Origin of the sequence: Collinsella sp. SGI.180, from assembly GCF_050313455.1 — a bacterium.
GTDB lineage: Bacteria > Actinomycetota > Coriobacteriia > Coriobacteriales > Coriobacteriaceae > Collinsella.
Window position 1 is genome coordinate 36,653 of record NZ_JBNPLL010000006.1, and the last position, 26,192, is coordinate 62,844.

Annotated in this window: 27 protein-coding genes, 2 pseudogenes and 1 riboswitch; of the genes and pseudogenes, 12 read left to right on the forward strand and 17 right to left on the reverse strand. The window is 58.6% G+C overall.

The window, feature by feature from the left end:
* Positions 1-23: 23 nt before the first annotated feature.
* The 6 genes and pseudogenes from ACQRAP_RS03850 to ACQRAP_RS03875 all read right to left on the reverse strand — a co-directional run.
* Entirely contained in the window at positions 24-569 is a 546-nt protein-coding gene (locus tag ACQRAP_RS03850) for a metallophosphoesterase (RefSeq protein ID WP_427728237.1), read from the reverse strand.
* 66 nt (positions 570-635) lie between these two features.
* Positions 636-815 (reverse strand): hypothetical protein, encoded by a 180-nt coding sequence (locus tag ACQRAP_RS03855; protein WP_154517096.1) that lies wholly within the window; start codon positions 813-815, stop codon positions 636-638.
* Between the two features lie 18 nt (positions 816-833).
* On the reverse strand, positions 834-1,160 hold the full coding sequence (locus ACQRAP_RS03860) for an HIRAN domain-containing protein (RefSeq protein WP_427728235.1): 327 nt from the start codon (positions 1,158-1,160) through the stop codon (positions 834-836).
* 123 nt (positions 1,161-1,283) lie between these two features.
* On the reverse strand, positions 1,284-2,663 hold the full coding sequence (locus tag ACQRAP_RS03865; protein ID WP_427794942.1) for an aldehyde dehydrogenase: 1,380 nt from the start codon (positions 2,661-2,663) through the stop codon (positions 1,284-1,286).
* An 8-nt stretch (positions 2,664-2,671) separates the two neighbouring features.
* Positions 2,672-2,908: a hypothetical protein gene (locus ACQRAP_RS03870; RefSeq protein ID WP_427794978.1), complete on the reverse strand. Its 237-nt coding sequence runs from the start codon at positions 2,906-2,908 to the stop codon at positions 2,672-2,674.
* 103 nt (positions 2,909-3,011) lie between these two features.
* Positions 3,012-3,185 (reverse strand): annotated as a pseudogene (locus ACQRAP_RS03875) (iron-containing alcohol dehydrogenase); the annotation flags it as partial.
* A gap of 408 nt (positions 3,186-3,593) precedes the next feature.
* On the opposite strand from ACQRAP_RS03875, the gene ACQRAP_RS03880 reads away from it, so the two are divergent.
* A complete protein-coding gene (locus tag ACQRAP_RS03880) occupies positions 3,594-4,154 on the forward strand; it encodes a ferritin family protein (protein WP_154517090.1) in 561 nt (186 codons plus the stop codon).
* Between the two features lie 251 nt (positions 4,155-4,405).
* On the opposite strand, the gene ACQRAP_RS03885 is transcribed toward ACQRAP_RS03880, so the two are convergent.
* Both ACQRAP_RS03885 and ACQRAP_RS03890 read right to left on the reverse strand, forming a co-directional pair.
* On the reverse strand, positions 4,406-5,278 hold the full coding sequence (locus tag ACQRAP_RS03885; RefSeq protein WP_427794943.1) for a hypothetical protein: 873 nt from the start codon (positions 5,276-5,278) through the stop codon (positions 4,406-4,408).
* A gap of 545 nt (positions 5,279-5,823) precedes the next feature.
* Positions 5,824-7,254 (reverse strand): PLP-dependent aminotransferase family protein, encoded by a 1,431-nt coding sequence (locus ACQRAP_RS03890; protein WP_427794944.1) that lies wholly within the window; start codon positions 7,252-7,254, stop codon positions 5,824-5,826.
* A 145-nt stretch (positions 7,255-7,399) separates the two neighbouring features.
* Between ACQRAP_RS03890 and pdxS the strand changes: the two genes are divergently transcribed.
* Both pdxS and pdxT read left to right on the forward strand, forming a co-directional pair.
* Positions 7,400-8,290: a pyridoxal 5'-phosphate synthase lyase subunit PdxS gene (gene pdxS / locus ACQRAP_RS03895; protein ID WP_427794945.1), complete on the forward strand. Its 891-nt coding sequence runs from the start codon at positions 7,400-7,402 to the stop codon at positions 8,288-8,290.
* Positions 8,291-8,310: 20 nt separating this feature from the next.
* A complete protein-coding gene (pdxT, locus tag ACQRAP_RS03900; protein WP_427794946.1) occupies positions 8,311-8,898 on the forward strand; it encodes a pyridoxal 5'-phosphate synthase glutaminase subunit PdxT in 588 nt (195 codons plus the stop codon).
* Positions 8,899-9,315: 417 nt separating this feature from the next.
* Here pdxT and ACQRAP_RS03905 read toward each other — a convergent pair whose 3' ends face one another.
* Positions 9,316-10,215 (reverse strand): hypothetical protein, encoded by a 900-nt coding sequence (locus ACQRAP_RS03905; RefSeq protein WP_427719775.1) that lies wholly within the window; start codon positions 10,213-10,215, stop codon positions 9,316-9,318.
* A gap of 214 nt (positions 10,216-10,429) precedes the next feature.
* Here ACQRAP_RS03905 and ACQRAP_RS03910 point away from each other — a divergent pair, with 214 nt between their 5' ends.
* Complete coding sequence (locus ACQRAP_RS03910) at positions 10,430-10,840, forward strand: peptide deformylase (protein ID WP_427794948.1); 411 nt, start codon at positions 10,430-10,432, stop codon at positions 10,838-10,840.
* 226 nt (positions 10,841-11,066) lie between these two features.
* On the opposite strand, the gene ACQRAP_RS03915 is transcribed toward ACQRAP_RS03910, so the two are convergent.
* Both ACQRAP_RS03915 and ACQRAP_RS03920 read right to left on the reverse strand, forming a co-directional pair.
* On the reverse strand, positions 11,067-12,548 hold the full coding sequence (locus ACQRAP_RS03915; RefSeq protein ID WP_427794977.1) for an aminotransferase class I/II-fold pyridoxal phosphate-dependent enzyme: 1,482 nt from the start codon (positions 12,546-12,548) through the stop codon (positions 11,067-11,069).
* 202 nt (positions 12,549-12,750) lie between these two features.
* Complete coding sequence (locus tag ACQRAP_RS03920; RefSeq protein WP_427794949.1) at positions 12,751-13,608, reverse strand: LysR family transcriptional regulator; 858 nt, start codon at positions 13,606-13,608, stop codon at positions 12,751-12,753.
* Positions 13,609-13,726: 118 nt separating this feature from the next.
* Here ACQRAP_RS03920 and ACQRAP_RS03925 point away from each other — a divergent pair, with 118 nt between their 5' ends.
* The 3 genes and pseudogenes from ACQRAP_RS03925 (at position 13,727) to ACQRAP_RS03935 (ending at position 15,249) form a co-directional block, all read left to right on the forward strand.
* On the forward strand, positions 13,727-14,638 hold the full coding sequence (locus ACQRAP_RS03925) for a DMT family transporter (RefSeq protein WP_427794950.1): 912 nt from the start codon (positions 13,727-13,729) through the stop codon (positions 14,636-14,638).
* Between the two features lie 267 nt (positions 14,639-14,905).
* A pseudogene (locus tag ACQRAP_RS03930) lies at positions 14,906-15,049 on the forward strand (KUP/HAK/KT family potassium transporter); the annotation flags it as partial.
* A gap of 38 nt (positions 15,050-15,087) precedes the next feature.
* Positions 15,088-15,249 carry a hypothetical protein gene (locus ACQRAP_RS03935; RefSeq protein ID WP_427794980.1) on the forward strand — a complete coding sequence of 54 codons (162 nt, stop codon included), beginning with the start codon at positions 15,088-15,090 and terminating at the stop codon, positions 15,247-15,249.
* Between the two features lie 79 nt (positions 15,250-15,328).
* Here ACQRAP_RS03935 and bsh read toward each other — a convergent pair whose 3' ends face one another.
* Both bsh and ACQRAP_RS03945 read right to left on the reverse strand, forming a co-directional pair.
* Entirely contained in the window at positions 15,329-16,294 is a 966-nt protein-coding gene (gene bsh / locus ACQRAP_RS03940) for a choloylglycine hydrolase (protein ID WP_427747885.1), read from the reverse strand.
* A 243-nt stretch (positions 16,295-16,537) separates the two neighbouring features.
* Positions 16,538-16,957, reverse strand: a complete 420-nt coding sequence (locus ACQRAP_RS03945) for a peptide deformylase (protein WP_154517060.1) — start codon at positions 16,955-16,957, stop codon at positions 16,538-16,540.
* A gap of 193 nt (positions 16,958-17,150) precedes the next feature.
* Between ACQRAP_RS03945 and ACQRAP_RS03950 the strand changes: the two genes are divergently transcribed.
* Together ACQRAP_RS03950 and ACQRAP_RS03955 are read left to right on the forward strand one after the other, a co-directional pair.
* Entirely contained in the window at positions 17,151-18,464 is a 1,314-nt protein-coding gene (locus ACQRAP_RS03950) for an NCS2 family permease (protein WP_427794951.1), read from the forward strand.
* Between the two features lie 136 nt (positions 18,465-18,600).
* A complete protein-coding gene (locus ACQRAP_RS03955) occupies positions 18,601-19,266 on the forward strand; it encodes an alpha/beta hydrolase (protein ID WP_427794952.1) in 666 nt (221 codons plus the stop codon).
* A gap of 58 nt (positions 19,267-19,324) precedes the next feature.
* On the opposite strand, the gene ACQRAP_RS03960 is transcribed toward ACQRAP_RS03955, so the two are convergent.
* From ACQRAP_RS03960 to ACQRAP_RS03975, 4 genes are all read right to left on the reverse strand, one after another.
* Positions 19,325-20,659, reverse strand: coding sequence for a uracil-xanthine permease family protein (locus ACQRAP_RS03960; protein WP_427794953.1), 1,335 nt, complete (start codon positions 20,657-20,659; stop codon positions 19,325-19,327).
* A gap of 122 nt (positions 20,660-20,781) precedes the next feature.
* The gene (locus ACQRAP_RS03965; RefSeq protein WP_427794954.1) at positions 20,782-21,915 is read right to left on the reverse strand and encodes a 5-methyltetrahydropteroyltriglutamate--homocysteine S-methyltransferase; all 1,134 of its coding nucleotides are present in this window, start codon (positions 21,913-21,915) and stop codon (positions 20,782-20,784) included.
* Between the two features lie 148 nt (positions 21,916-22,063).
* Complete coding sequence (locus ACQRAP_RS03970; protein ID WP_427728200.1) at positions 22,064-22,960, reverse strand: LysR family transcriptional regulator; 897 nt, start codon at positions 22,958-22,960, stop codon at positions 22,064-22,066.
* Positions 22,961-22,970: 10 nt separating this feature from the next.
* Positions 22,971-23,879, reverse strand: a complete 909-nt coding sequence (locus ACQRAP_RS03975; protein WP_427794955.1) for an HAD-IIB family hydrolase — start codon at positions 23,877-23,879, stop codon at positions 22,971-22,973.
* Between the two features lie 160 nt (positions 23,880-24,039).
* Positions 24,040-24,150: riboswitch (TPP riboswitch) on the forward strand.
* 51 nt (positions 24,151-24,201) lie between these two features.
* Here ACQRAP_RS03975 and thiM point away from each other — a divergent pair.
* From thiM to ACQRAP_RS03990, 3 genes are read left to right on the forward strand one after another with little or no spacing between them, the layout of a single operon-like run.
* Positions 24,202-25,041, forward strand: a complete 840-nt coding sequence (thiM, locus tag ACQRAP_RS03980; protein WP_427794956.1) for a hydroxyethylthiazole kinase — start codon at positions 24,202-24,204, stop codon at positions 25,039-25,041.
* A 3-nt stretch (positions 25,042-25,044) separates the two neighbouring features.
* The gene (locus ACQRAP_RS03985; protein ID WP_427719764.1) at positions 25,045-25,386 is read left to right on the forward strand and encodes a thiamine-binding protein; all 342 of its coding nucleotides are present in this window, start codon (positions 25,045-25,047) and stop codon (positions 25,384-25,386) included.
* Positions 25,383-26,078: a thiamine phosphate synthase gene (locus tag ACQRAP_RS03990; protein WP_427728197.1), complete on the forward strand. Its 696-nt coding sequence runs from the start codon at positions 25,383-25,385 to the stop codon at positions 26,076-26,078. Before ACQRAP_RS03985 ends, ACQRAP_RS03990 begins: the two co-directional genes overlap by 4 nt.
* Positions 26,079-26,192: the final 114 nt, after the last annotated feature.

Genomic DNA, 26,192 nt, shown 5'->3' on the forward strand with positions numbered 1-26,192 from the left:
CGGTTTGTGTGACGGTTCGAGAATTACAATCCAAAGAAGCCTAGGATTTGGTCACGGCTTACGGGCTTGTACTCGTTGGCATCGAGGCCGACATCGTAGCGAAAGATAGGACGTTCGCGATCGCGGTTGCGCGTATTGGTGCGGTCTCCCCTGCTGTGGATATGCCCATGCAGCATAATGGCGCCACGCGCCTTGCCGTTCCAGCTGAGCATGGGGTAATGGCTCATAACCAGACGATGGCCCTTGGCATAGCCGGGAGCAATCTCCAGGTAATCGCGCACGTCTTCCCAAATCTGCGGTACGTCGGGATCTTTCCAGTCACCGTCATGGTTACCACGGATGAGCGTCACGTTCTGGCATTCAATGCGTTTACGCAGGCGCACCGCCTCCGCCAGGGGCAAACGATAGGTAAAGTCACCCAGAATATAGAGGCGGTCATCCGCAGCCACGCACTCATTGATGGCATCGATGACCTTGCGGTTCATCTCCTCAACCGAGCCAAACGGTCGGTCCATGTCGTGCAAGATATTCGTGTCGCCCAGGTGCAGGTCGGCGGTAAACCACATCATCGGCTCAGTCCTCATTTCGCAACGCGTCCAACTCGTGCTAAGTATACAGACGCAGCGATGCGGCAGTTACCCAAAGAGCCCGCCAAACAGTCCGCGACGGCGCTTGTCTTTCTTTTTCGACGCATCACCCTGAGTTTTCTTGTCCTGTCGCATCTTACGATCCTGCTCCAGCTCATCGTCGTCGAGTAGCATATCCCACTCAAACGAATCGTCCGTCAAATCGAACAGGTCGTCGTCATCAAACATGGCAGCCTCCCTTACCGACTAGCGAGCATCCACCACATAGAGGCCAACGCGCACCTGGTGCCACGGGCTACGCTCGGGGGCAACCTGCTGCACGCGGGCCTCAAATACGTCCTCGTGGCCGTAATACATCATCAAGGACAGCGGGCCGACCTCGTTTCCCGGAACATAGCCAAGTTTGGTCTTGCCATAGTAGATCGCGACCGCCTCGGGATCATGGGGATTATCGCGCTCGGCGCACAGCGTCAGTTTATCGCCCGCTTTAAAATCGCCTAGGACCAAAGCGCCGTCGGCATATTGAAATCCTGCGATATGAAACGACAGAAGAACACGTGAGGGCTCGTACATAGCAACTCCCCTAACGGCCGGATAAACCGGCGTTTAACCTTGCCGAGAAGTCTACGGGTCCGTGCGGACACAAATTCATCCTGTCTGCGTCTTTTCGACCGTTTGTCCCTACGCCATCTGATTTTAATGCACAAACATGCGCACGAATTTGTGCTTCCAGTTTGCGTAAGGGGCATAGCGGAATGGCACGTCCAGCCACGTTGCCTTGTTCACGATGCTTTTCTTGTGGCTAAACGTATCGAAGCTCTCGCGTCCATGGTACTGCCCCATACCGCTCGCTCCCATGCCGCCAAAGCCCATATGGCTCGTAGCCAGATGCATGATCGTGTCGTTGACGCAACCGCCACCAAAGGGCACGTAACGCACAAAGCGCTGCTGAACCTCACGGTCCTGGCTAAAGATATACAGGGCCAGCGGCGTCGGACGATCCGTAATAAACGTCTCGGCCTCGTCTAGGCTCTCAAACGTCAGCACCGGCAAGATGGGACCGAAAATCTCCTCCTGCATCACGGCGTCATCGGGGGCCACGCCGTCCAAAATTGTCGGCTCAATCTTGAGCGAAGCCTCGCGCGCAGCACCTCCAAGCACGACCTTATCGGGATCGATTAGCCCATGCACGCGCGCAAAATGCTTGGCATTGACGATATGCCCGTAATCCTCGTTGTCGAGCGGATGCTCGCCAAACATACGGCGCGCCTCTTCCTTGATGAGGCCCAGCAACTCGTCGTGCACGCGCGTATCGACCAGCAGGTAGTCGGGCGCCACACAGGTCTGCCCCACGTTGAGCCATTTACCAAAGGCGATACGCCGTGCCGCAACCTTCAAGTTTGCCGTCGCATCCACGATGCAGGGACTCTTTCCACCCAGCTCAAGCGTCACGGGCGTAAGGTTTTTACTTGCGCGCTCCATGACGAGCTTGCCGACCGGAACGCTACCGGTAAAGAAGATCTTGTCCCAGCACTCATCGAGCAGCGCTTCGTTCTCGGCGCGCCCGCCCTCGACAACTGTCACCAGGCACGGATCAAATGCCTCTTCGCAGATCTGCTTGAGCACCGCACTCGATGCCGGAGCATAGGCGCTCGGCTTGATGACCACAGTATTGCCCGCGGCAAGGGCGCCGGCGAGCGGCTCGAGCGTTAGCAAAAACGGGTAGTTCCACGGGGCCATGATGAGCGTGACGCCATAGGGCACGGCTTGCGTTTTGCACACACTCACGGCGTTGGCAAGGTCGCACAGACGCAGGCGCGGACGACTCCATCGAGCCACATGCGCGATCTGATGACGAATCTCGGAAAGCGACGTGCCGATCTCGCACATATACGCCTCGTCATGCGACTTTCCCAAATCGGTCTTGAGCGCATGGGCAATATCGGCCTCGTGGGCCCGCACCGCATCGCGTAAACTCACGAGCGCACGACGTCGAGCATCGACATCAAACGTGGCGTGCGTCTTAAAGTAGACGCGCTGGTCTCCGACGATGCGCGCAATTTCCTCGGTGTTCATGGACCCTCCTAGTTCTCGCCCTCAAACATACCACCCGCGACGACCTCGTACATGCGCATCAGCTCCAAACGGTCCTTCAAAAGTGGAACTGGGTACAGCGGATTGGCCTCGGCATCGGCATGCGCCGCTATCTCGGGAATGTCGGAGCGGCGAATGCCCGTCACATATTTGGGAATGTCCAAGGCGGCGTTCATTCGATCGGCCCAATCGATAAAGGCCTCGACGGCATGCGTCAGGGCGCCCATGCCCGTCTGCCCCGTAATGGAGGCGGGCAGACCGCGCGAACTCGGGGTCGTTCACCGCAAAGCGCGGGATAAGCACAAAGTCGTTAATGGGGTGCTTGTAGTGCGTCTCGTCATCGGTGATAACCGCCGCGAGCGTAACTTCGCTTCCCGTACCGGCGGTAGTGGGAACCGCAATAAGCAGCGGCAGAAGACGGTGGACGCGCAGCAGGCCGCGCATCTTGTTGATGGGCTTGTTTGGCTGCGCGATGCGTGCTCCCACGCCCTTGGCACAGTCCATGGCCGAGCCACCGCCAAAGCCGATAATGGCCTGGCAGGCGCTCTCTCAGCATGCTCCAGAATGCGTGGCTCGGTATAGGGCAGCACCGGCGATGCGATGCGAAAAACCGTTTGATACGTTCGGCACCAGGCGCAGCGGCGGGCTAGATGCATAAAGGAAACTCCCTCATTTGTTGATTGGTCAACATTTGTTCGACTGATTGTACTCATCAGAGGTCGCAGGCGGCCTGCCAATCGTTAATCAATCAACATCTTCATCTCTCAAAATTGTTTTATCAAAAATCATTCCTAATAGGCTTCACATTTTGTTGCATTTATGGATAATAGAACTCGTCAAGACGCACGTCCGGAGAGGGCCCTTACGGGATCGGACAAGCGCCCCATCGCCATCCATCGAAAGGATCGAATCATGAAATTTGTTTGCCCCGTTTGCGGTTATGTGGAAGAGTTCGACGGCGACCAGCTGCCCGAGGATTTTAAGTGCCCCCAGTGCGGCGTTCCCGGTTCTCGTTTCCTGAAGCAGGAGGAGGGCAAGCTCGAGTGGGCTGCCGAGCACGTCGTGGGCGTCGCCAAGATGGAGGGCGTCTCCGAGGACATCGTTGCCGACCTGCGCGCCAACTTTGAGGGCGAGTGCTCTGAGGTCGGTATGTACCTGGCCATGGCTCGCGTCGCCCATCGCGAGGGCTATCCCGAGATCGGCCTATACTGGGAGAAGGCTGCCCACGAGGAGGCCGAGCACGCCGCCAAGTTCGCCGAGCTCCTGGGCGAGGTCGTGACCGACTCCACCAAGAAGAACCTCGAGATGCGCGTTGAGGCCGAGAACGGCGCCACCGCCGGCAAGACCGATCTTGCCAAGCGTGCCAAGGCCGCTGGCCTCGATGCCATCCACGACACCGTGCACGAGATGGCTCGCGACGAGGCCCGCCACGGCAAGGCTTTCGCCGGCCTGCTCAAGCGCTACTTTGGCTAAGCCAACCGCCTGAGAGATAATCTCTAACTTTAAAGGGCCCGAACCGCATGGTTCGGGCCTTTTTTTCGTGTCTCATGAACTCGTTAACGCCCTGAAATAGGGCCACCTTCGGCATCGACTTCTCGTCAAAAACTAAGTGAGTAGACTTTTTGGAACTTGCCGAGCAGACCATCCATATTGCTCTATAAAGCCGCAGGTAAATGACTTGTTGCAAAACGGCCTGGTCGCCATCACGCCAAAAGTCTACTCACTTAGATCCGCGCTGTCCACGATCGAGCTGTTTTGTGTCCAATGGACATCTTTCCGCCGATTACTCCCAATTTTGTCCAGTCAACGAATAGTTCAGACCGGAGTAATGCCTCAGCCCTTTGCTCATCCGAGCTTTTTTCGCGATATTCAACATCGAGCATCCTGCATACGGCCTTAACGATCGCACGGAATCTATCCTCATCGGATATCTGTCCGTGTGTCAGGAGAAGCACGTCGTAGCCCATGGCTTGAAGCGCCGTCATGCGATCAGCGTCACGCAAGCCATCCCCCGCGCGCCCGTGCGAGGCCTTTCCCTGGCATTCAATGGCCACCTGTCGCCTCCCGTCCGGCGAGGAAAGAAGTAGATCGATATATACGCGGGTCTTTCCTACAATCGCTCGAGCACTTGTGCTTAACATCACTTTGACATTGAGCTCTATGCCGCAAAACCCTTCACCTCCCAGGGCTCGCGGCAGTCCAAGCAACAAATACGCCTCGACCTCAAAAGGCGAAGCGGCACCCAATGGAACGAGTTGCGACACCGCCATAAATCGATTGCCGTAACGCATCCCGCAAACATCTGAACAAAAACGGTCAAGGTCCCCATCCGAAACCAAAGCGTCGCGACGCCACAAATTTGAGGCGGCGCCGCCCTCGGACGGGCAGCGCACCCAACCCAACGTTGTCGAAATCGTACCCGAATCAATTGCACGCGAAAGCTCCACCTCAAGTGCCGCCGGCAGAGCGCATACCGCAAACAAGCCGCACATCTCCGCCAATACCAGCAGAAGTTGGAGATCCGTCAGATGTCGAGACATGATAAATGCCGTCAGTAGAGGAGACGTGACCAAAAATCCATGCTCCGTTTCCAGCACGGATTCCCTGGGGAGTTCACCAAGAAACAGCCGCTGCCTAATGTTGGCAGGGCAAGTCCGTTTGTTTCTCGTCCGAACCAATGTATACAAGGGAAAACCGAGCGCGACTGCAGCCGTCGGGTTGCGGACGAGGTCATATCGCTGCCGGTCTTCATCCGGCCGCGGAAGCGGAGGACACAAAGCGCGGACTTGAGGGGGCAAACGCCAGTACCTAAAAGCCGATATGTCACAAAGTAGATCCTTCATAGGCACAGGAAAGCACGAATTTCAACCCAGTCGGTCTCTCATTGGAGCGAACGCACCAAAAATGGCTCCGAACGAACTGCAAGGTTTTCAACAGCCCTCCCCAACTGGCCAAAAGCTTACCGAGAACTGGACGAAGCCCTGTTGAAAACCCCATTTTTTCTCATGCGGAAGCTTTGCGCGGCAAGTGAGTAGACTTTTTGGGACATCCCGAGCAGACCGATGATCCCACTTCTCAAAACCACAGGTAGATAGCTTGTTACAAAACTGTCTGGTCGCCAAAGTGCCAAAAGTCTACTCACTTAGGTTACAGAGTGCCCCATTAGCTGCGATTCCAGGGTATTAAGCACCTCCGGACTCAGGTCGTCATACTGGACAAGAATTTGAGTTGAGTTTTCAGGGACAGATGCGCCATCGGCGCACCAATAACAGTTACTGATATCGATAAAAGGGATGCTCGAGCGCATGAGGGCCTGCGCAAAAGAGCTTCCGCCCGTTCCCCGCTCCGCAACCACGGTGCAGTAAAGGCCTGCGTCTGCATGCTCGATCGAAACCTCTCCTGCTGGAAACGCATTCCGTACAAGCGCCGCCAGGCCATCACGCGCCTCACGAGCACGAACGCGCACGCGGTTCACATGTCGCTCGTAATCACCCGATTCCAGCAAACGAGCCAAAGCGACCTGGTCGACAGAGCTCACCGACGAGGCGTAGAAACCAAGGTTGCACCTAAACCGCTTCATCAGCTTATCGGGCAACACCATGTACGCTAGACGCAACGCCGATGAAAGGCTCTTTGAAAACGTGTTGGTGTAGATGACCGATTGAGCGGCATCGATCGAAGCAAGCGCGGGAATCGGCTTGCCGGCCAGACGAAACTCGCAATCAAAGTCATCTTCGATGAGATATCGACCTGGTCGCTCGGCGGCCCAGCTCAGCAGCGCATAGCGACGCGCAATGCTCGTCACAAGGCCGGTCGGATACTGATGGGACGGCATCAGGTGAAGGACATCGGTCCCCGTTTTCAGCAGAGCGCTCAAGTCTACGCCCTCACCATCCAACGGGATATGTCGAACTTTGCAACCCATAGCCTGATAGATGCGCGTTAGGCGCAAATAGCCCGGGTCCTCAACGGCATACACCTTGTCGGCTCCAAGCAACTGAACCAACATGGTATCGAGCAGCTGGGCGCCTGCGCCGATAACAACGTTGTTGGGGTCGACATTCATGCCCCTTGTCCCGCGCAGATGGTGGGCAATTGCGCGACGTAGCCGAGTGGTGCCCTGTGCCGGCGCGGTCGAAAAGATTTCGCGCTCGTCTTCGGATGCCAGCGTCGCCCGCAGCGCGCTTTGCCAAAGCCGCGCCGCCTCCAAAGCAGAAGGAGAAAGTGCATCGAATCGCTCGACCTGTCCGTTGACATCATGCGCGCCAGAACCCGCAGAGACGGCATCCCGGTCGATGCCCTCTGCAGCCGAAGCCAAAACCGGTGCATCCGGAAGCTCGCAAGCGTAGTAGCCACGACGCGGCATTGAGCAAATATAGCCCTCGGCAAGTAACTGGCTATATGCATTCTCGATGGTAATGACACTGATTCCCAGATGATTGGCAAAGGCGCGCTTAGACGGAAGATGCTCCCCCGCCGCAATGCGTCCAGCAACGATATCATCTCGAATTTGCTGGTAAATATACTCATAGAGCGATGCTTCGCCGCGTTTTTCCAAATTGTAGTCAAGCATGAGTTTATCACCTGACCTTATTGAGTCATTCAATCTGGTATTAGTCTGGCCTTATTATTATCTCGAAAACTGAGTATTTCGCCATACCCAGCTCCCCGATAGGATGTTCCGTCAAGCAATGCACATGCCAACCAAGGGAGCAACCATGGCAGAACAGACCAGCAAGGCCGATCGCGTCAAACTCAATCGCGAGCTCGCGCAGATGCTCAAGGGCGGCGTCATCATGGACGTCACCACGCCCGAGCAGGCACGCATCGCCGAAGAGGCGGGCGCCTGCGCCGTCATGGCACTCGAGCGCATCCCGGCCGACATCCGTGCCGCAGGCGGCGTCTCACGCATGAGCGACCCCAAGATGATCAAGGGCATCCAAGAGGCCGTCTCCATCCCCGTTATGGCCAAGTGCCGCATCGGCCATATTGTCGAGGCGCAGGTCCTGCAGGCCATCGAGATCGATTACATCGACGAGTCCGAGGTTCTCTCCCCTGCCGACGACGTCTATCACATCGACAAGACCCAGTTTGACGTGCCGTTTGTCTGCGGCGCCCGCGATCTGGGCGAGGCGCTGCGCCGTGTTGCCGAGGGCGCCACGATGATTCGCACCAAGGGTGAGCCGGGTACGGGCGATGTCGTCCAGGCCGTGCGTCACATGCGCAAGATCCAAAAGCAGATCCGCGACGTTGTTGCCCTGCGCGACGACGAGCTCTTTGAGGCAGCCAAGCAACTGCAGGTTCCGGTCGAGCTGGTGCGCGAGGTCCATGCCACGGGCAAGCTTCCCGTCGTGAACTTTGCCGCCGGCGGCGTAGCGACTCCCGCCGACGCCGCGCTAATGATGCAGCTGGGCGCCGAGGGCGTCTTTGTGGGATCGGGCATCTTTAAGAGCGGCAACCCGGCCAAGCGCGCCTCCGCCATCGTCAAGGCCGTGGCAAACTTCACCGATGCCAAACTCATCGCCGAGCTTTCGGAGGACCTGGGCGAGGCCATGGTGGGCATCAACGCCAACGAGATCGAGATTATCATGGAAGAGCGCGGGCGCTAGTCCGGCAGAAAGGATCGCCCATGAGCGATTATGCAGACCAAACGGTCGCCGTGCTGGCGGTCCAAGGCGCTTTTGCCGAGCACGAAGCAAGACTATCCGAGCTGGGCGCACACTGTATTGAGCTGAGGCAGGCGGCCGATTTGCAGCAGAACTTTGACCGTCTGGTACTTCCCGGCGGCGAGTCCACCGTTCAGGGCAAGCTACTTGCCGAACTCGATATGCTCGAGGATCTTCGTACCCGCATTGTTGAAGGCATGCCTGTACTGGGAACTTGTGCCGGTCTGATTCTGTTGGCGCGCGACCTTGCCGCCCACGATGACAAGGGGACACCGCGCTTGGCAACCATGGATATACTCGTTGAGCGCAATGCCTATGGCAGGCAGCTCGGCAGTTTTCGCACCAAGGGGCAGGTAGGCGGTATCGACGGTGAAGTGCCGTTAACGTTTATCCGCGCACCCCGCATCGTCGAGGTGCACGGCAATGCCAAGGCCTTAGCGAAAGTCGACGGACGAATCATCGCCGCCCGTCAAGACAATCAGCTCGGCGTTACCTTCCACCCCGAGCTCGACGACGACACCCGCCTCCACGAGCTCTTCCTCCAAATGTAGGCAGAAAACAAACGAACGTGGATTTTCGGACGCATAGCAAATGAGAGTGGAAATCTCGCACTTTGAGCTTGGATGCAGGCTCAAACCGGGAGATTATCCACTCTCATACTATGTAGTCGTTGGGGACGTTCTCAAACGACTAGTCAAACAAGAACGTCCCCAACGACCAGATTGCGATAGACGGCCACGTTTGCCCAGATAATACGGACCAAAATAAACCTGTCCCTTTTTGGCAGGTTTGGATCAAGGCAACGCCGATGTTTTGGCAACGTCAGCGAAAACCCGTACACGCGAGCAGGGTGCCTTGAAACGAGGCGGCATTGACCTTCTGGTCATGCCGCCGAAGTTGAAAGGCAGATTGCCGCTCTGGCGGGCTTGCAGCGTCGGCCCGTTACGGCGTTTGGTAAAACGCCGTAACTAAAAACGGTTGCCGCGGAAGCCACCGCCGTTGCGGCCGCCACGGTCGCCGCCTCGACCGCCGCGGTCGCCGCCACGGTTGCCGCCGAAGCCGCCACGGTTGCCACCGCGGTCGCCATAGCCACCACGGTTGCCGCCAAAGCCGCCGCGACCGCCACGGTCGCCGCCACGGTCACCAAAGCCGCCACGGCCACCGCGACCACCACGGTCGCCGCCACGGCCACCGCGGTCGCCAAAGCCGCCGCGACCGCCACGGTCGCCGCCACGGCCACCACGGTCGTCACGGCCGCCGCGAGGACCGCGATCCTCGTCCAGACCCATGGCGACGAGCGGAGCGATAACCTTATCGAGCGCGGCCATCAGCTCGGTGGCCTCCTCGTAAGAAAGCTCGGGCAGGAGCTTCTCCTTCTTGTTGGCAAGCTCGACCAGGCCCTCAGCGGCATCCTCGGCAGCGAAGACGACGATCTTGCGCATATCGCCCTCGGCGTTGTCGATGCGGCCGACCAGATCGGCAGCCTCGGCCTCGGCCATCAGGCCATCGAGCTCACGAAGGCGCATGCCCAGCAGATCGGACATTTCCTTCTGCTCCATCTTGGGCTTGAGGTCAAGGAGCTTGATGGCGCGCTCGATGTTCGCCATACGCTCGGCCTTAGCCTCCTCCTCCTTGGAAATAGCAAAGCGACGGCTACGCAGCAGGCGGGCGGCCTTCTGCATCTTGTCCATCAGCTCTTCGTCATCGTAATCAACGGCGGCCTCGACAACCTCGGCCTCCTCCTCGGCGGAAACCTCGTCAGCAGCCTCAACCTCGGTAGCTTCGGTCTCCACGGTCTCGACTGCCTCGACCTCGGCAGCCATGGTCTCGTTCTCGGTCTCGTTCATGATCTCTTCGTTCTCGGACATGAGACTCCTTCTTGGCCCTCTCGGGCATCATCGCCCCATTCGCGGGGCCCGTCGCGCACTCTTTGCGCTTTAAACATTCATGCCTCTCGGCAAAACGTCCCTTAGTTTATGGTGTCGCCATCCAATCTAGCTGCAGAATCTATATGCACACATTAATGCGACATGTCGCGGTATCATGGCCTGAACCAAACGTGTCCACCTTAAGGAGCCCGCCATGATTAAGCCCATCATGAAATCCGAGTTCTTTTTGCGCCTGCCTTCCGAAGACGCAGGGCCCGACGATGCCGTGATCGGGCAGGACCTCCTGGATACGCTCCACGAGCATGAGCACGAGTGCGTGGGGCTCGCCGCCAACATGATCGGCGTGCGCAAACGCATCATCTGCGTAAAGGACGGCAACAGGACGCTCCTGATGTACAACCCTCAAATTCTTGAGCAGGTCAATGCCCATCAGACCAGCGAAGGATGCCTCTCGCTGATCGGCGAGCGTCCCTGTACCCGCTATCGTCGCATTAAGGTGGAGTATTTGGACGAGAACTTCGTCCACCGCATCAAAAACTTCTCGGGCTACACCGCCGAGATCATCCAGCACGAAATCGACCACTGCAACGGCATCGTTATATAGTTCCGCGAGTCAAGGAAAATGATCTGTTTTCCTCCGTCCCCTTTGGATCATGGTAACGACGCAAGCTGAGCACACGACAGCGAGCGAGCCACATTTGCGCCAAGGTGACGTGAAATGAGAGGGCGCTGACCTTCTGGTCGCGCCCTCGAAATTGAACGTCAGATTGGCGTGAATGCGGCTCGTGTAGCGTCAAGCGGTCCGCCGTTCGGTAGAACGGCGGAACCAATTAGGACTGGCGGTAGTGATCAAAGAAATCGGCGAGGTCTTCGAGCGACTCTTTGAGCACTTCCATGCGCGGCAGGTACACGATGCGGAAGTGATCGGGCTCAGCCCAGTTGAAGCCGCCGCCACGCGTGATGAGGATCTTCTTCTCGTGCAGCAGGTCGAGGGCAAACTGCTCGTCATCGGTGATGTTGAACTTTTTAACATCCATCTTGGGGAAGATATAAAACGCCGCACGGGGCTTGACCACCGAGATGCCGTCGATCTTGCTGAGCGCCTCATACACAAAGTTGCGCTGCTCGTAGACACGACCGCCGGGGCGGATGTAGTCGTTGACCGACTGATGGCCGCCAAGCGCCGTCTGGACGATCGACTGGGCCGGCACGTTGGAGCACAGGCGCATGTTGGAGAGCATGTTGATGCCCATGATGAAGTCGCTCATGCAGCGCTGGTTGCCCGAAAGCACCATCCAGCCAATGCGATAGCCCGCGATCATATGCGACTTGGACAGGCCGCTAAACGTAATGCAGGGCAGGTCGGGGGCGAGCGATGCAATGGAGACGTGCTCGTAGCCGTCCATGCACAGGCGGTCATAGATCTCGTCGGCAAAAATCATGAGCTGGTGCCTGCGCGCGATCTCAACGATGCCCTCGAGCACCTCGCGCGGATAGACCGAGCCCGTGGGGTTGTTGGGGTTGATGATGACGAGGGCCTTGGTCGCGCTCGTGATCTTGGACTCCATATCCTGCAGATCGGGATACCAATCGGCCTGCTCATCACACAGATAGTGCACGGGATGTCCACCGGCAAGAGTTGCGCACGCCGTCCACAGCGGATAATCGGGGCTGGGAATCAGAATCTCGTCGCCATTGTCGAGCAGCGCGTTCATCGAAAGCTGAATGAGCTCGGACACGCCGTTGCCCGTGTAGATATGTTCCATCTGAACATTGGGCAGGCCCTTGATCTGCGAATACTGCATGATCGCCTTGCGCGCAGAGAACAGACCGCGCGAGTTGGAATAGCCTTCGCAGTCGGGCAGCTGCTGGCGCATGTCCTTAATGACCTCATCGGGCGTGCGGAAACCAAAGGGCGCCGGATTACCGATGTTGAGCTTGAGGATGCACTCGCCTTCGTCCTCCATACGGGCTGCCTCGTCGACAACGGGGCCGCGCACGTCATACAGAACGTTCTCGAGTTTGGTGGATTTAGAAAAAGTACGCATGGTGGTGCTCCTTGCAATTTGAGCTGAGGGATAGGGTTCGGGCTTGGAAACGTTGTGGGTCGATGATGTCTCGTCTTGATCGGCGTCACCGGCGAGCAGCCAGGTAACATCGACCTCCAAAATGCGGGCGAGCAGTTCTGCCACATCGCGCCGCGGAATCGTCTTGCCGCTCACATATTGGCTCATCTGACTCTTGCCGAGTTTTTTGCCGAGCATCTCCGATGCGCGAATTACGTCCGACTGGCGAACGTCGCGATCGGACATAGCCTGTCGCAGGCGATCGCTAAACGTCTCTTGGGTCACAGGAACCTCCTTGCTGGCAAAGTTCAATTTACAGAACACGAATTGAACCAAGGTTCAATTTAGCAAGCAGTATAGCGCCGTGCTATTTCTAAAAGTTCAATTTCAAAAATAACATGACCTAAACCTCAAGATTTATCCCAAGGCGATAACGACGTGCGCCCATTTAAAGGTATTCGAGAAAACGGGCGGCGGCAAGCGAAATATCGGCCGTTCGATATATGGCGTTGATCTGCCGATGGGGATGCCCTTCGAGCGGACGCACGGCAACATCGAACTGACAGCGGCGCATGATGAGCGCGGGAAGAATGCTCACACCCAGGCCGTCCTCGACCATAGCCATAATCGCATAGTCATCCCAGGTCGACAGTTTTGAGTGCACTGCCAGTCCTGCCCGACGAAACAGCGGCGTAATCTCGTCATCGGTGCCGCGTTCTAGCAGAATAAACTGCTCGTTGGCCAAGTCGGCAAGAGAGACGACCTCCGCCGTAGCAAACAACGAGCCTGACGGCACTACCGCCATTAACTCGTCACGCACCAAAGGCAGCGATGTCATGCCGTTTTCTCGGGGCTCACGAGGGATAAAGCCCAGATCGCAGCGACCCTCTGCCACCCATTGTTCAATCTCTGAATAGTCGCCCATCAGCAACTCGTAATCGACGTCTGGATGATCAGCACGAAAACGCGCAATCACCGGCGGCAGCACGTGGGTCGCCACGCTCGAAAACGTACCGATGCAGATTTTGCCGCGCATGAGCCCGCGCATCTCATCCACCCGTCGCTGCAAGCGAACGAATTCCTCGCAGAGCGCCTCGACAGCCGGCATGACCTGCCGCCCGTCGGCAGAAAGAGCAACACCTTCACGACTGCGGTCGAGCACCTTAAAGCCCCAATCGGCCTCAAGATCGGCCACCATGCGGCTCACGCCCGATTGCGAGTAGCTCAGGCGCTCGGCAGCACGCGTAAAGCTTCCAGCGCGCACGGTCTCCAGCAGCACCTGCATCTTTTGAATATTCGTTTCCACGACATGCCTCCACCTTTGCATGAGTTTTTGTCATGTTTTCCATGCATTATATTCGCTTTTCTTCTAAAGCCAGTTCAACCATAGTGAACATGCACGGATATAGAGGGGACGGCAGCGCATGAACAACGGATTGATTACGTATTTAGCAGCATTGTTGTTGTTTGGCTCCAACGGCATCATCGCTGCGGCCATCGCACTCCCGAGCTCCGATATCGTGCTGCTGCGCACTTTTCTGGGGGCCCTTTCGCTTGTCACCATCCTCGCCATTACCCAACGCCATAAGCTGCAGGCGCCTTCTCGCCCCCGCGAAGCCGCAGCCCTCCTCCTCTCGGGAGCCGCGCTGGGCGCCAGCTGGATTTTTCTGTTCCGCGCTTATCAGACGATCGGCGTCGGCGTTTCTTCGCTGCTGTACTACTGCGGCCCCATCATCGTCATGGCCCTCTCGCCGTTTATCTTTGGCGAAAAACTAACCGGTGGCAAAATCGCCGGGTTTATCGCAGTCGCCTGCGGCGCTTTTCTCATTGCAGCGCAAGGTCTAGGCGGCAATATGCCCATTGCGGGCATCGTCTGCGGAATCGCCTCGGCCTTCTGTTATGCATTGATGGTCATCGCCAGCAAGGGCGCGCCGCACATCGAAGGCCTCGAGAACTCCGCGCTCCAGGTGAGCGCCGCCTTTGTGACCGCGCTGGTCCTTACACTCGTCACCCAAGGCACCCCCTCATTCCTGTCCGCCAGCATCGCCGCAACCATCGATTGGCGCGCCGTCGCTATGCTCGGCGTCGTCAACACCGGCATCGGTTGTCTACTCTACTTTAGCGCCGTCGCCAAACTGCCCGTGCAGACCGTCGCTGTCGTCGGCTACCTCGAGCCGCTTTCGGCCGTCGTGTTCTCGTCCGCCCTTTTGGGCGAAGTCATAACACCGGTCCGCCTGATGGGCGCCGTGCTTATCATCGGCGGCGCGATCTTTTGCGAACTCGCCGGTAAACGCTCAGGCGCCAAGACCGGTATCGCTCAGGCAGCACGCGTCTAAAAGTTCCCTCTTCAGTTTCAAAGCAGGAGCGCGTCCGCGGTTATTACATTGCAGCAAAGCCATACAGCGGATGCGCCCCTGTTTTGAAATGCTACCTGCGTACATAAATAATCCTCAGCTGGGGATTATTGTCTAAAATTACCCGATGTGCCAAACAGCTCTTGTATGAATAAAGACGGCATAAAAGTTATCTGCCCAAGACAGATAACCGGATGTCCAAGGGAGTCCACGTGGCGCACGCCAAACTGGAGGCAAACCTCCAAGACCAGCACGGTCAAGTACGTGGTAATCGCCATGAAGGCCGACAACCACAACGAGGGCGGCATCTTCGCCCTGTTTAGCCTGGCGCGCAAACTGGCGCCGTGGCTGGTCCTACCTGCCATGATCGGCGGCGCGGCGCTGCTCGCCAATAACTCCAGCTCGAAGTTCAGATCGAGGAAGCCGAGGAAATGGATGTCGGTATCTTCTCGGACGAGCTTGGCAACGGCAACGAAGCCGGTAGGGACATGAACGTCGACCCCACCGAGCTGCTCGGGAGCGTCGCCGATACGCCCGAACAGCAACAGCTCGACGGCCTCGAGAGCGAACAACTCAACGACGCCAACTTCTAACGACGTCGCGCGTCGACGACAGCGGCCCTGCGCCTCACAGGAGGCGCAGGGCCGCTTTGCATTGCAGTAAGGCCGCCGGCTACGAACGACGCGGCTCGGGAACCACGAGCCTATCGGGGCTCGCGCCCTCGGCATCCATCAGGCTCACGTAGCGAATCGACGGATCCTCATACGTTGAGTAATAGTAATTGCCCGTGCGCGCGCTAAAGCATCCGGTGTAGATAGTCTTCTCGAACTTGCCGTCACCCATCTTGGACGCACCCTCGATCATCGCCACCCCCTCGAGCGAGCGGAACATGCGAATGACGTTCTCGGCCTCGCTTTCTTTTTGCGGGTAATTGGCATTGAGGTACGCCGCCTTTACAAAACGGCTCGGCGAATAGCAGTCACCCGGAATACCGCGCATGCCGGCACCCGCGCCATAGGGCTTGAGCTCGGCGCCACGCCATGTCGCCGTCTGAGGAAAATCGCTTGTAGCGGTGATATAGGTGCGCAGGTTTTCCATGTGCCACGGGAAGGTCGGCTGATTGGCAAGGGTGTCGACCGGATCGTCGTATACATGCAGACCGTCAGCCATCATCTCGACCACGATGCTGCGCCGGCTGTCGCCGATAATCCAATGGAGCAGCGACACACCCAGCCCCTCTCCGGCAGATTTGGCAACAATCACCGTGTCGCGCAGCGCAGCCTCGACCTCGTCGACCGTCGAGAACGTCGCTGCCACCCACAGGGGAAACTCATAGGCTGCGATATTGGTCTTGCCATCAACCGGGTCCTCGGCATACTCGGCATAACCGGGAAAGTTGAGCCCTGCCACAGCCAGACCCGCATCGTTACCACAGTCGAAAAACATAGGATAGTTCTTGTAATCGATGCACATGCCAATTACCGCGTGTGCCGCCGACGCATCGTCGATAAACGAATACGGGATATGGAACCCGCGGGGCATCACGCGAACCTGTTGGCCGTAGCTAAAGCTCCAGTCGAGGTTGCGACCCAGATACATGTTGCCGGAATTATCGGTAAATCGAATGCTCGTGCACATGGCGCCTCCTAGCCATACGTCCTTGTTAAGCTCATTGTTACCAAACAAATAGGCGCTAAACACAAAGGTCCGGACATGACAATAACGTCACGTCCGGACCACACAAGCAAGATAAACTCAACCAAGTCAACCTCGCAGGTCGTCTAAGGGGTCAAAGTACCGCAGATTGCCACGAAAGAGGAGCGAAGCGTACTTAAGGTACGCGAGCGACGATTGAGCGGCAAGGTGCGGGCTTTGGTCCCCTTAGACCAACTTTCCAAGACAGTGATCGATCATATGCTGGATCATCTGTGCCTCAAAGCCCGTGTAGTCGCGGCGGCACTCCTTCATCTTGCCGTCGACGATCTGGTCAAAGGCAACCTTGCACTTGATATAGCGCGTGGACTTGGTGATTTCGTCGTGCGTCAGGCAGCTCTCCTCCATCTTGCTGGCGCCCAGGCCAAACACCAGACGGGGGTTGTAGAGCACGTGGGGCTCGCCGGCGTCGTCCAGATAGACGCAGACCTTCTTGGTGACGCCAATCTGGTTGGCGGCAAGGCAGCCGGCGTCCTCGAGCGACTTGATGGTATCGATCAGGTCCTGTGCGACCGACTCGTCCTCGACAGTCGCAACCTCGCAACGCTGGGACAGGATAGCCTCGTCGCGGCAGAGCTCTTTAATCATACGTTCCTCCAAAGAGTTTAATGTAACTGCTTAAGTATACGGTACCTACACATTTTCATGCGAAAAATACCGTCCGCCTGTTACAAAGCGCCGAACTTCAACATGCGAGAAGCATCGACCTTCCAAAGGCGATATAGTAGGTAAGTTCGTGTCAATCGGCCTAAACTCGGGGCCGAACAAGGAAAGGGTATGCATGGACGAACTTTTTCACGTCAGCGAGCGCAAGTCCACAATCGGGACCGAACTTCGCGCTGGACTGACAACATTCCTGGCGATGGCCTACATCATCGCCGTCAACCCTGCGGTGCTCTCGGGCGCTGGCATCGATGCGGGAGCGCTCGCCTGCGCCACCTGTCTGGGCGCCGGCATCATGACCATCTGCATGGGCATCTTCGCCAACCGCCCGCTCGCCTGTGCGTCGGGCCTGGGCATCAACGCCATGATTGCGGGCATCACCGCCACCATGTGCGGCGGTGACTGGCACGTTGCCATGAGTGTTATCTTCCTCGAAGGTATCATCATCTTGCTACTCGTCCTTTGCGGCCTGCGCGAGGCCATCATGGACGCCATCCCCGTGGTCCTGCGCCACGCCATCTCGGTGGGTCTGGGCCTGTTTATCGCCATGATCGGCCTGTGCGACGCCGGCATCATCACCGCTGGCGCCGGTACGCTCGTCGGCCTGGGCGATATCGCCTCCCCCACCTTTATCGTCGGCATCATCTCCATCGTCGTGACGGTTGCCCTTGCTTCCCGCAACGTGCCGGGCTCGCTGCTCATCGGCATCATCGTCGCCGTTATCGCCGGTATCCCGCTGGGCGTCACCCATGCGCCCGAGGGTCTCATCGCACCGCTCGACTTCTCGACCTTTGGCGCCCCGTTTGCCAGCACTGCTGATGGCAACATGGCCATCGTGAAGGTCCTGACCGACCCGATGCTGCTCGTCGTTGCCTTCTCGCTGCTCATGAGTGACTTCTTCGACACCATGGGCACTGCGATGGCCGTCGCCAAGCAGGGCGAGTTCTTGACCGAGGACGGCAATGTCGAGGACATCCGTCCCATCCTGGTCGTCGACTCCGTGGCCGCCGCTGCCGGTGGCTTTATGGGCGTCTCCTCCATCACCACCTTCGTCGAGTCCACCTCTGGTGCTGCCGACGGTGGCCGCACCGGCCTCACCTCCGTCACCACCGGCGTGCTGTTCATTCTCGCCGCGTTCTTCTCCCCCATCGTCACCATCGTTTCCAGCGCCGCCACCTGCGGTGCTCTGGTCTACGTCGGCTACCTCATGATGAGCGAGGCCTCCGAGATCGACTGGTCCGACGTGTCGCAGGGTTTCCCAGCGTTCATGATTGTCGCCGGCGTGCCCTTCACCTACTCCATCTCTGCCGGCATCGGTCTGGGCTTTATCGCCTACGTGGTCGTCGCGCTCTTTAAGGGCGAGGCCTCCAAGATCAAGCCGCTCATGTGGATCGCAGCACTCGCCTTCCTCGTCTACTTCTTTGTAGCGTAAGGGCAAAGCTGCCAAAGCAAAACCTCAAGGCGCAGAGTCGTATCAAGCGGCTCTGCGCCTTTCTTTTAGCGACGGTCCCTACGCCGACGTGCGACAATCGTATTTGTAGATGTCGAAATGCAGAGAGAAGCTTGTCATGGAAGCGCGTCAAAAGCAGATAACCATTCATTCAAAGCATGTCGAAAGCGCGCCCGTCATTTACCTTCCCGCGGTCATGGGTGACGGCACCGAGGTCTATAGCCGTTGTCTTGAGCTTGATTGCCCGCCATTCACCCTGGTCGCCATTGGCGAGCTCAATTGGAATCGCGAGCTGAGCCCTTGGGAATGCGACGGAACCGTGCGCGATGCCGAGCCCTTTGGTGGTCAGGCGTCCGAGTTTCTCGATGAACTGCTGAATCGGATAATCCCAGAGGTCGAGCCATCACTTCCCTGCCCGCCTACCTGGCGCGGCATTGCCGGTTACTCATTGGCGGGCCTCTTTTCGCTTTGGTCGCTCTGGCAGACCGATGCCTTTAACCGTGCCGCAAGCGCATCGGGGTCCCTATGGTTTCCCGGATTTGTCGATTACGCACACGGGCACACGATGCCAGCCGCGCCCAACGCCGTCTATCTATCACTCGGCAAAAAGGAGACCAAGACGCCCAACCGCATGATGCGGCACGTACTCGACGACACGCGCGCAATGGAAAAACTACTCGGCGACCGAGGCATCCCCGCGACCTTCGAGCTCAACCCCGGTAACCACTTTGCCCAAACCGGTCTGCGCATGGCCCGCGGCATACACTGGATACTGACGCATTAAAAATGGCGCCCACGCGTACGCACGGGCGCCATTTTTTTGATTTAGCTGAACACAACTACTACTCGACAGTCTCCTCGAGTTCGGAAACGGCGAACTCAAAGTCGTTGCCAGGCAGAATCGCGTTGAGCACGATGCCCACCAGCGAGCCCACGGCAAGGCCCGAAAGCGAAATCGTCACGCCGAACAGCTTCAGCACGATGCCACCGGCGGCGCTGTAGGCAATGCCGAGTGAGAGCACGAGCACCAGAGCCGCCACCAGCACATTGCGGTTGTTCTGGAAATCGACCTGGTTCTCGATGAGGTTACGGACGCCCACGGCGCTGATCATGCCATAGAGCACGAGCGACACGCCGCCGATAACGCATGCCGGCATGGCGGCGATCACGGCAGCGAACTTGGGGCAGAACGAAAGCACGATGGCGCAGCACGCGGCAATGCGAATCACGCGCGGGTCAAACACACGCGTCAGGGCGAGCACGCCGGTGTTCTCGCCATACGTGGTGTTGGCCGGAGCGCCAAAGAGCGAAGCCAGAATCGTGGCGAGACCATCACCGAGCAGCGTGCGATGCAGGCCGGGATCGGCGATGTAGTTGCGCTCGCAGGTGGAACCAATAGCGGATATATCGCCGATATGCTCGATCATGGTTGCAAAGGCCAGCGGCATGATGGTGATGATGGCCGTCGTGGCAAGGCCGCTATCGAACTGCGGCCCAAAGAGTGCAAACACCGTGTTGTCCCACACGACGGGCAAGCCAAGCCAGGGAGCGGCTGCGACGCCGGAGAAATCGACCTCGCCCAGCGCAGCTGCAACGGCATAGCTCACCACGACGCCCAGTAAAATCGGCACGATCTTGACCATGCCGCGACCCCAAATATTGCAGATGACGATTACGGCGACGGCAACCACGGCAACGAGCCAGTTAGTCTGGCAGTTGGCAATAGCGGAACTCGCCAGGATCAGACCGACCGAAATGACGATGGGGCCAGTCACCACCGGCGGGAAGAAGCGCATGACGCGCTTGGCACCAAACGCGCGGAAGAGCGCCGCAAGCACCGGGTAGAGCAAACCGGCGCAGGCAACGCCCAGGCAAGCGTAGGGCAAGAGCTCGGCCTCGCCGTTGGGCGCGATTGCGGCATAGCCGGCAATAAAGGCAAACGATGAGCCCAAAAATGCGGGGACCTTACCGCGTGACAGGAAGTGGAATAGCAGCGTGCCCAAGCCGGCAAACAAAAGCGTTGCCGATACCGAAAGGCCGGTGAGCACGGGCACCAGCACCGTGGCACCAAACATGGCAAACAGGTGCTGCAGACCGAGCAGGAGCATGCGCGGGCGGCCGAGCGACGAAGCGTCGTAGATGGCATCGGTGACGGCGGGCGTCGAGGACTGGGACATGGATGTCCTTTCGAATGGAAGGGCGCTCGGGCATAGCGGATAACCTGCCCGAACGATACGGTCCGAACCATTGTACGCGATACACCATGTCTCGCACGCGCCGTCACTTGCAAACGGTACCGCTATTTCCAAACACGTTCGGCAATACGCTTGACCAGCGCGATCTTTGCCCACTGCTCGCCTTCGGTCAGCTTGTTGCCAATCTCGCAGCTGGCAAAGCCACACTGCGGAGACAGATACAGATTCTCAAGCGGCACGTACTTTGCCGCCTCATGAATACGCTCGACGGTCGCGTCCTCGTCCTCGAGCTCGGCTGCCTTGGTGGTCACCAGGCCCAACACGACCTTCTTACCGGGCGCAACGTACTTGAGCGGCTCAAAGCCACCGGCGCGCGGAGTGTCGAACTCCAGATAGAATGCGTCAACGTCCTCATGCGCAAACAGGTACGGGGCGATGGGATCATAGCCGCCCTCAAAGGCATAAGTAGAGTGGTAGTTGCCACGGCATACATGCGTATTGATCACCAAGTCGTCAGGCTTGCCTGCGATGGCAGCATTGTTGAGCGCCACGCCCAGCTCGCTCACCTTTTGCAGGTCAACCGGGCTCATGCCGGTCTTGGACACAAAGTCAGTATCGCAATAGATGCCCCAGGTGCAGTCATCAAATTGGATGTTGCGGCAACCCGCGGCATACAGATCGGCAATCACGGTGCGGTATGCTGCGGCGATGGCATCGGTGAGCTCTTCGTCGGTCTTGTAGACGGCGCGCAGGCTCTCCTGCTGGCCGTCGCAGCGGTCGAGCGTGACTTCGGAGAACGTCTGGATCGGCGCCGGAATGGTTTGCCGCGCAACCTGGCCCTCGCCCTCAAGCGCCTTGACAAACTTGAAGTGCTCGACGAACGGATGGTTCTCGCCGCTAATAGGCCCGGTCACCACGGCGGTGTCGGCGGTAGTCTCCTCATCGTGGAACATATAGCCCGTACGCGAGGTGCGGCGCTCGATGCCGTTGAGACCCCACATAAAATCGAGGTGCCAGTAGCTGCGGCGGAACTCGCCGTCGGTGATGACCTGCAGGCCGGCGGCCTTTTGCTTTGCCACCAAATCGCGAATGGCCTCGTCCTCGACTGCCTTAAGTCCCTCGGCATCAAGCGCGCCTGCCGCATAGGCAGCGCGGGCGTCCTTTACGGCCTGCGGACGAAGAAAACTGCCGACGATATCGGCGCGAAACGGCGCTTTGAGCTGGGTGGAATTGCTCATAGGAATCTCCTTTTGCATGGAATACTTTGGCGAGCAAGAGTATGAGCGCACTCCTGGTTATCGTAAAATATGCGTTTATATATGTTTGCCATATAGTTTTCCTATAGCCATTTCGACAGCCCAAGACAGCAACATCAAACGCTACCGGTTAGATATGCCTCCGGATGGCCTCGACATAAGCCTGTCCATAGCGCGTGAGGGTCGTATTCTTGCGCGTGATAATGCCAATCTCCATGTATTCATCCACATCGAGCGGAATCGAGATAATACCGGGGCCATTAAGCTCGTGGCTAATCACGCCCGAACACACCGTGTAGCCGTTGAGACCCATGGCTAGGTTGAACAACGTCGCACGGTCGCGCACGCGGATATTCTTGCGGCGCTCAAACGTCGAGGTCAGTTCCTCGGAATAGTAAAACGAGTTGTAGCTGCCTTGCTCGTAGGATAGGAACGGATAGTCTTCCAAGTCCCCGAGCGTCACGCTGGCGTGGTCCGCCAGTGGATGGTCGGCGCATACAAAGACGTGCGGCGTGGCGCAGAAGAGTCCTTCGAATACGAGCTCGTTGGCCGCCAGCATGCGCTCGATAACCTCGCGGTTATGTTCGGATAAGTACAGAATGCCCAGTTCACTCTTCATGTGCGCGACATCTTCGATGATCTCGTGAGTCTGTTCCTCGCGCAGGGTAAAGTCGTAGCGCGCGGCATCGAACTCACGGATCACGTCGACAAACGCATTAACGGCAAAGGAATAATGCTGACAGCTCACACTAAAGTGCGGCACTTGCTCGGATGCACCCTTGTACTTATCCTCGAGCAGATCGGCCTGATCGAGTACCTGGCGCGCGTAGCCCAAGAATGTCTCGCCTTCCTCGGACACAATGACGCCCTTGTTGGTGCGCTCAAAGATGTGCACACCCATCTCGTTTTCGAGATCGCGAATCGAGGCGGTAATCGAAGGCTGCGACACAAAGAGCCGGCGCGAGGCCTCGGTGATGCTGCCGCATTCGGCAACCTTAACAACATACCTGAGCTGCTGAAGCTTCATGACTTTCTCCCTAGACGTTCGTGACGCCAAGACCCGTCGCGTCCATCTGGCGCATAAACGACGGCATCTCCCCCGTCGCGGCGCAGGCGGCAATCTGATGCAGAGCCCCGGCAACCGCATCGTCTGCCGCAGCGCCGATATGCCAACGCGCGGCAGCCGTGACGGCCTCATTGGCATTGGCGACTGCAACGGAGTTGGGAACGGCATTAATCATGGGCAGATCGTTATCGGAATCGCCGAACACCGCCACCTCGTCGGGCGTCAGGCCCAAAGCGCGCGCCAGCTCCAGCGTGGCACAGCCCTTGTCCCAACCAGCCGGCAAGATATCGAAAAGGCGCACGCGGCTGTTGGGAAACACGAGCGAGAGTTCCGGCACCTCGGCGGCAACGCGCTCGCGTAGCTCCGCGAGCCCCTCACGCGAACGGGCACTCCAGATATTCGCCTTGAACACCGGCGCGTCACCGACAACGGGACGGCACGGGGCCTCTTCGCCTTTGAGCCACGCGTTGCCGCCCGACTCCATAGCGCGACGCACGCGCTCGGGGTCGCTCGTCACGCAATAGGCGTCATTGTCCCAATAGTCATCGCCCAGGCTGTAGACCTTCAGATAGGTATCATCGGTCTCTTGCTCCAAGTAGTCAGCCAAGCGAATAAGGGCGGCGTTATCGGTCGCATGCGAGGCTACCACCTCGCCGTCGACAAACATGACCTGGCCGTTGCAAAACGCACCGGTCGAGAAGCACTCGGAACGATTACGAAACATCCAGCCCATCGCGGAAGGCTGACGGCCCGAAACCGGGCCAAAGTGCAGGCCCGCCGCCTGCATGGCATGAATGCCCTCGATGGCGTAGTCGCTGGCGCCGTCATGCCCGGCTGGAATCAGCGTATCGTCCATATCGGTCAGCACAAGTTTGATCATAAGGCCCCCAGTCATTTTCACCGTATCCATTGTAGCGACCTGCCAATAAGGGACAGGTTTATTTTGGCAGGTTTTATCTGGGAAAATGCAACGCCCCAGTTGCCACCTGCCAAAATAAACCTGTCCCTTTTTGGCAGGTGCGCTAGTATAGGGAACAACAGATTCGATGCGGGAGTGCCGGCGGTGCAAACCACAAGGCTGAGAGGGCATGGGGCCCAATCCTTTGAACCTGTCAGTTAATGCTGGCGTAGGGAGCATGCCGCCTTTACAGGGGCGCTGTCTATGCACAGCGCCCCTTTTCTATGCCAAGGAGGCATGTGCAGTGATTGATTCGAAACAGCTTAAACAAAATGTGGTCAAGACCGTGGAGGAGATTCGCGCCACCAACCCGATGGCCGGCTCCATCACCAACACGGTGACGATCGACTTTGTCGCCAACGCGCAGCTCGCCGTAGGCGGTTCGGCCGCCATGGTCTATCTGCCCGACGAGGGCGAGGCGCTCGTTGCCGGCGGCGACGCCATCTATCTCAACATGGGCACGCTCTTCCCCATCTACGAGCAGACGATTCCCCGTGCGGCCAAAGCGGCACACGACGCCGGCAAACCCTGGGTGCTCGATCCGGTGGGCCTGGGCATCGGTAGCCTGCGCACCCAGCTGGTAAACGAGCTCAAGCAGTACAAGCCCGCCATCGTGCGCGGCAACGCCTCCGAGATCATCGCGCTCGCCGGCCTGTGGGGTCTTGAAGGCGAGGCGGCTGACCTGAGCCGCGTGCGCGGTGTCGATACCACCGATACGGTCGACGCCGCCCGCGGCGCTGCCGTGGCACTCGCCCGCTACACCGGCGGCGCCGTAGTGGTCTCGGGCGAAGTCGACCTGATTACCGACGGCACGACCGTGGCCAAGTCCCACGGCGGCAGCCCGCTCATGTCCAAGATTACCGGCTGTGGCTGCTCGCAGGGCGGCGTCCTGGCCGTGTACGCTTGCGCCGCCGATCCGTTTACGGCAGCCATCTGCGGTACCGCTGTCTACAACGTTGCCGGCACGCGTGCCGCCGCTGTCGCTGATGCCCCGGCAAGCTTTAAGGTCGCCTTTATCGACGAACTCTACCGCGCGACCGCTCAGGATATTGCGAATAACCACCTCGAGCTCGAGGAGGCATAAGCCATGTCCGAACCCGCAACCGCTGCCGACATGAACACGCTCGTCGCCGTAGCCATCGCCCCGTGCGGCACAGGCGACGAGCTTTCCGCCGAGGTCGCCGAGGTCGTGCGCGTCATTCGCGAGAGCGGCCTTCCCAACCGCACCACCTCGATGTTCACCGAGATCGAGGGCGACTGGGACGAGGTCATGCAGGTCGTACGCGACGCAACCTTTGTGTTGGCAAGCAAGGGCATCCGCACCGAAGTCGTGCTCAAAGCCGATATTCGACCCGGTTTTACCGACACCATGACCGGCAAACTCGAGCGCATGGAAGCGCAGATCAAAAAGCAGGAGGAAGCACGATGAGCATCCGCGACAACCTTGATATCTCGGCCTATCTGGTACTCGGCCCCGAAAACACGCTGGGACGTCCCGTGGGCGATGTGGTAGCGCAGGCGCTCGATGCCGGCTTTACCTGCATCCAGGTGCGCTCCAAGGTGGCAAGTGCCCGCGAGATCATCGCGCTGACGGGCGACGCCGCGCAGGCTATCGCTCGCGCCGGCAAGACCGGCAAGGTCGCCCTGCTTATCGACGACCGTCTGGACTGCGTACTCGCCGCACGCGAACAGGGTATCTCCGTCGACGGCGTGCATGTGGGCCAGAGCGATATTCCCGTCGAGGTCTGCCGCAAGCTTCTGGGCCCCGATGCCATCGTGGGTCTTTCGGCCCGTTGCGAGGAAATGCTCGAGTACGTCAAGACCGCCGACATGAGCCTAGTCGACTACCTGGGCATCGGCCCGCTCCACGAGACCGAGACCAAGCGCGACTGTGGACGCGCGGCAGATGGCTCCATCATCACCAAGAGCTTTGAGGACCTGGCCGCGCTCCATGCGGCAAGCCCCGTTCCCATCGTGGTCGGCGGCGGCGTCAAAAAAGCCGATCTGCCGCAACTCAAGGCCACCGGCGTCGAGGGCTTCTTTGTGGTGAGCGCCGTCTGCAGCGCTGACGACCCCCGTGTCGCAGCCAAGGAGCTTGTCGACACCTGGCAGCAGGCATAGGCATCGGCCGAGCAGCTGATTCGCAGCCTCATATCTTCAATAGCGGAAAGCGCATCCCAGTTTGGACCTCCATTCTGGGATGCGTTTTCCGCATGCGACTCCATTGGGAAACTG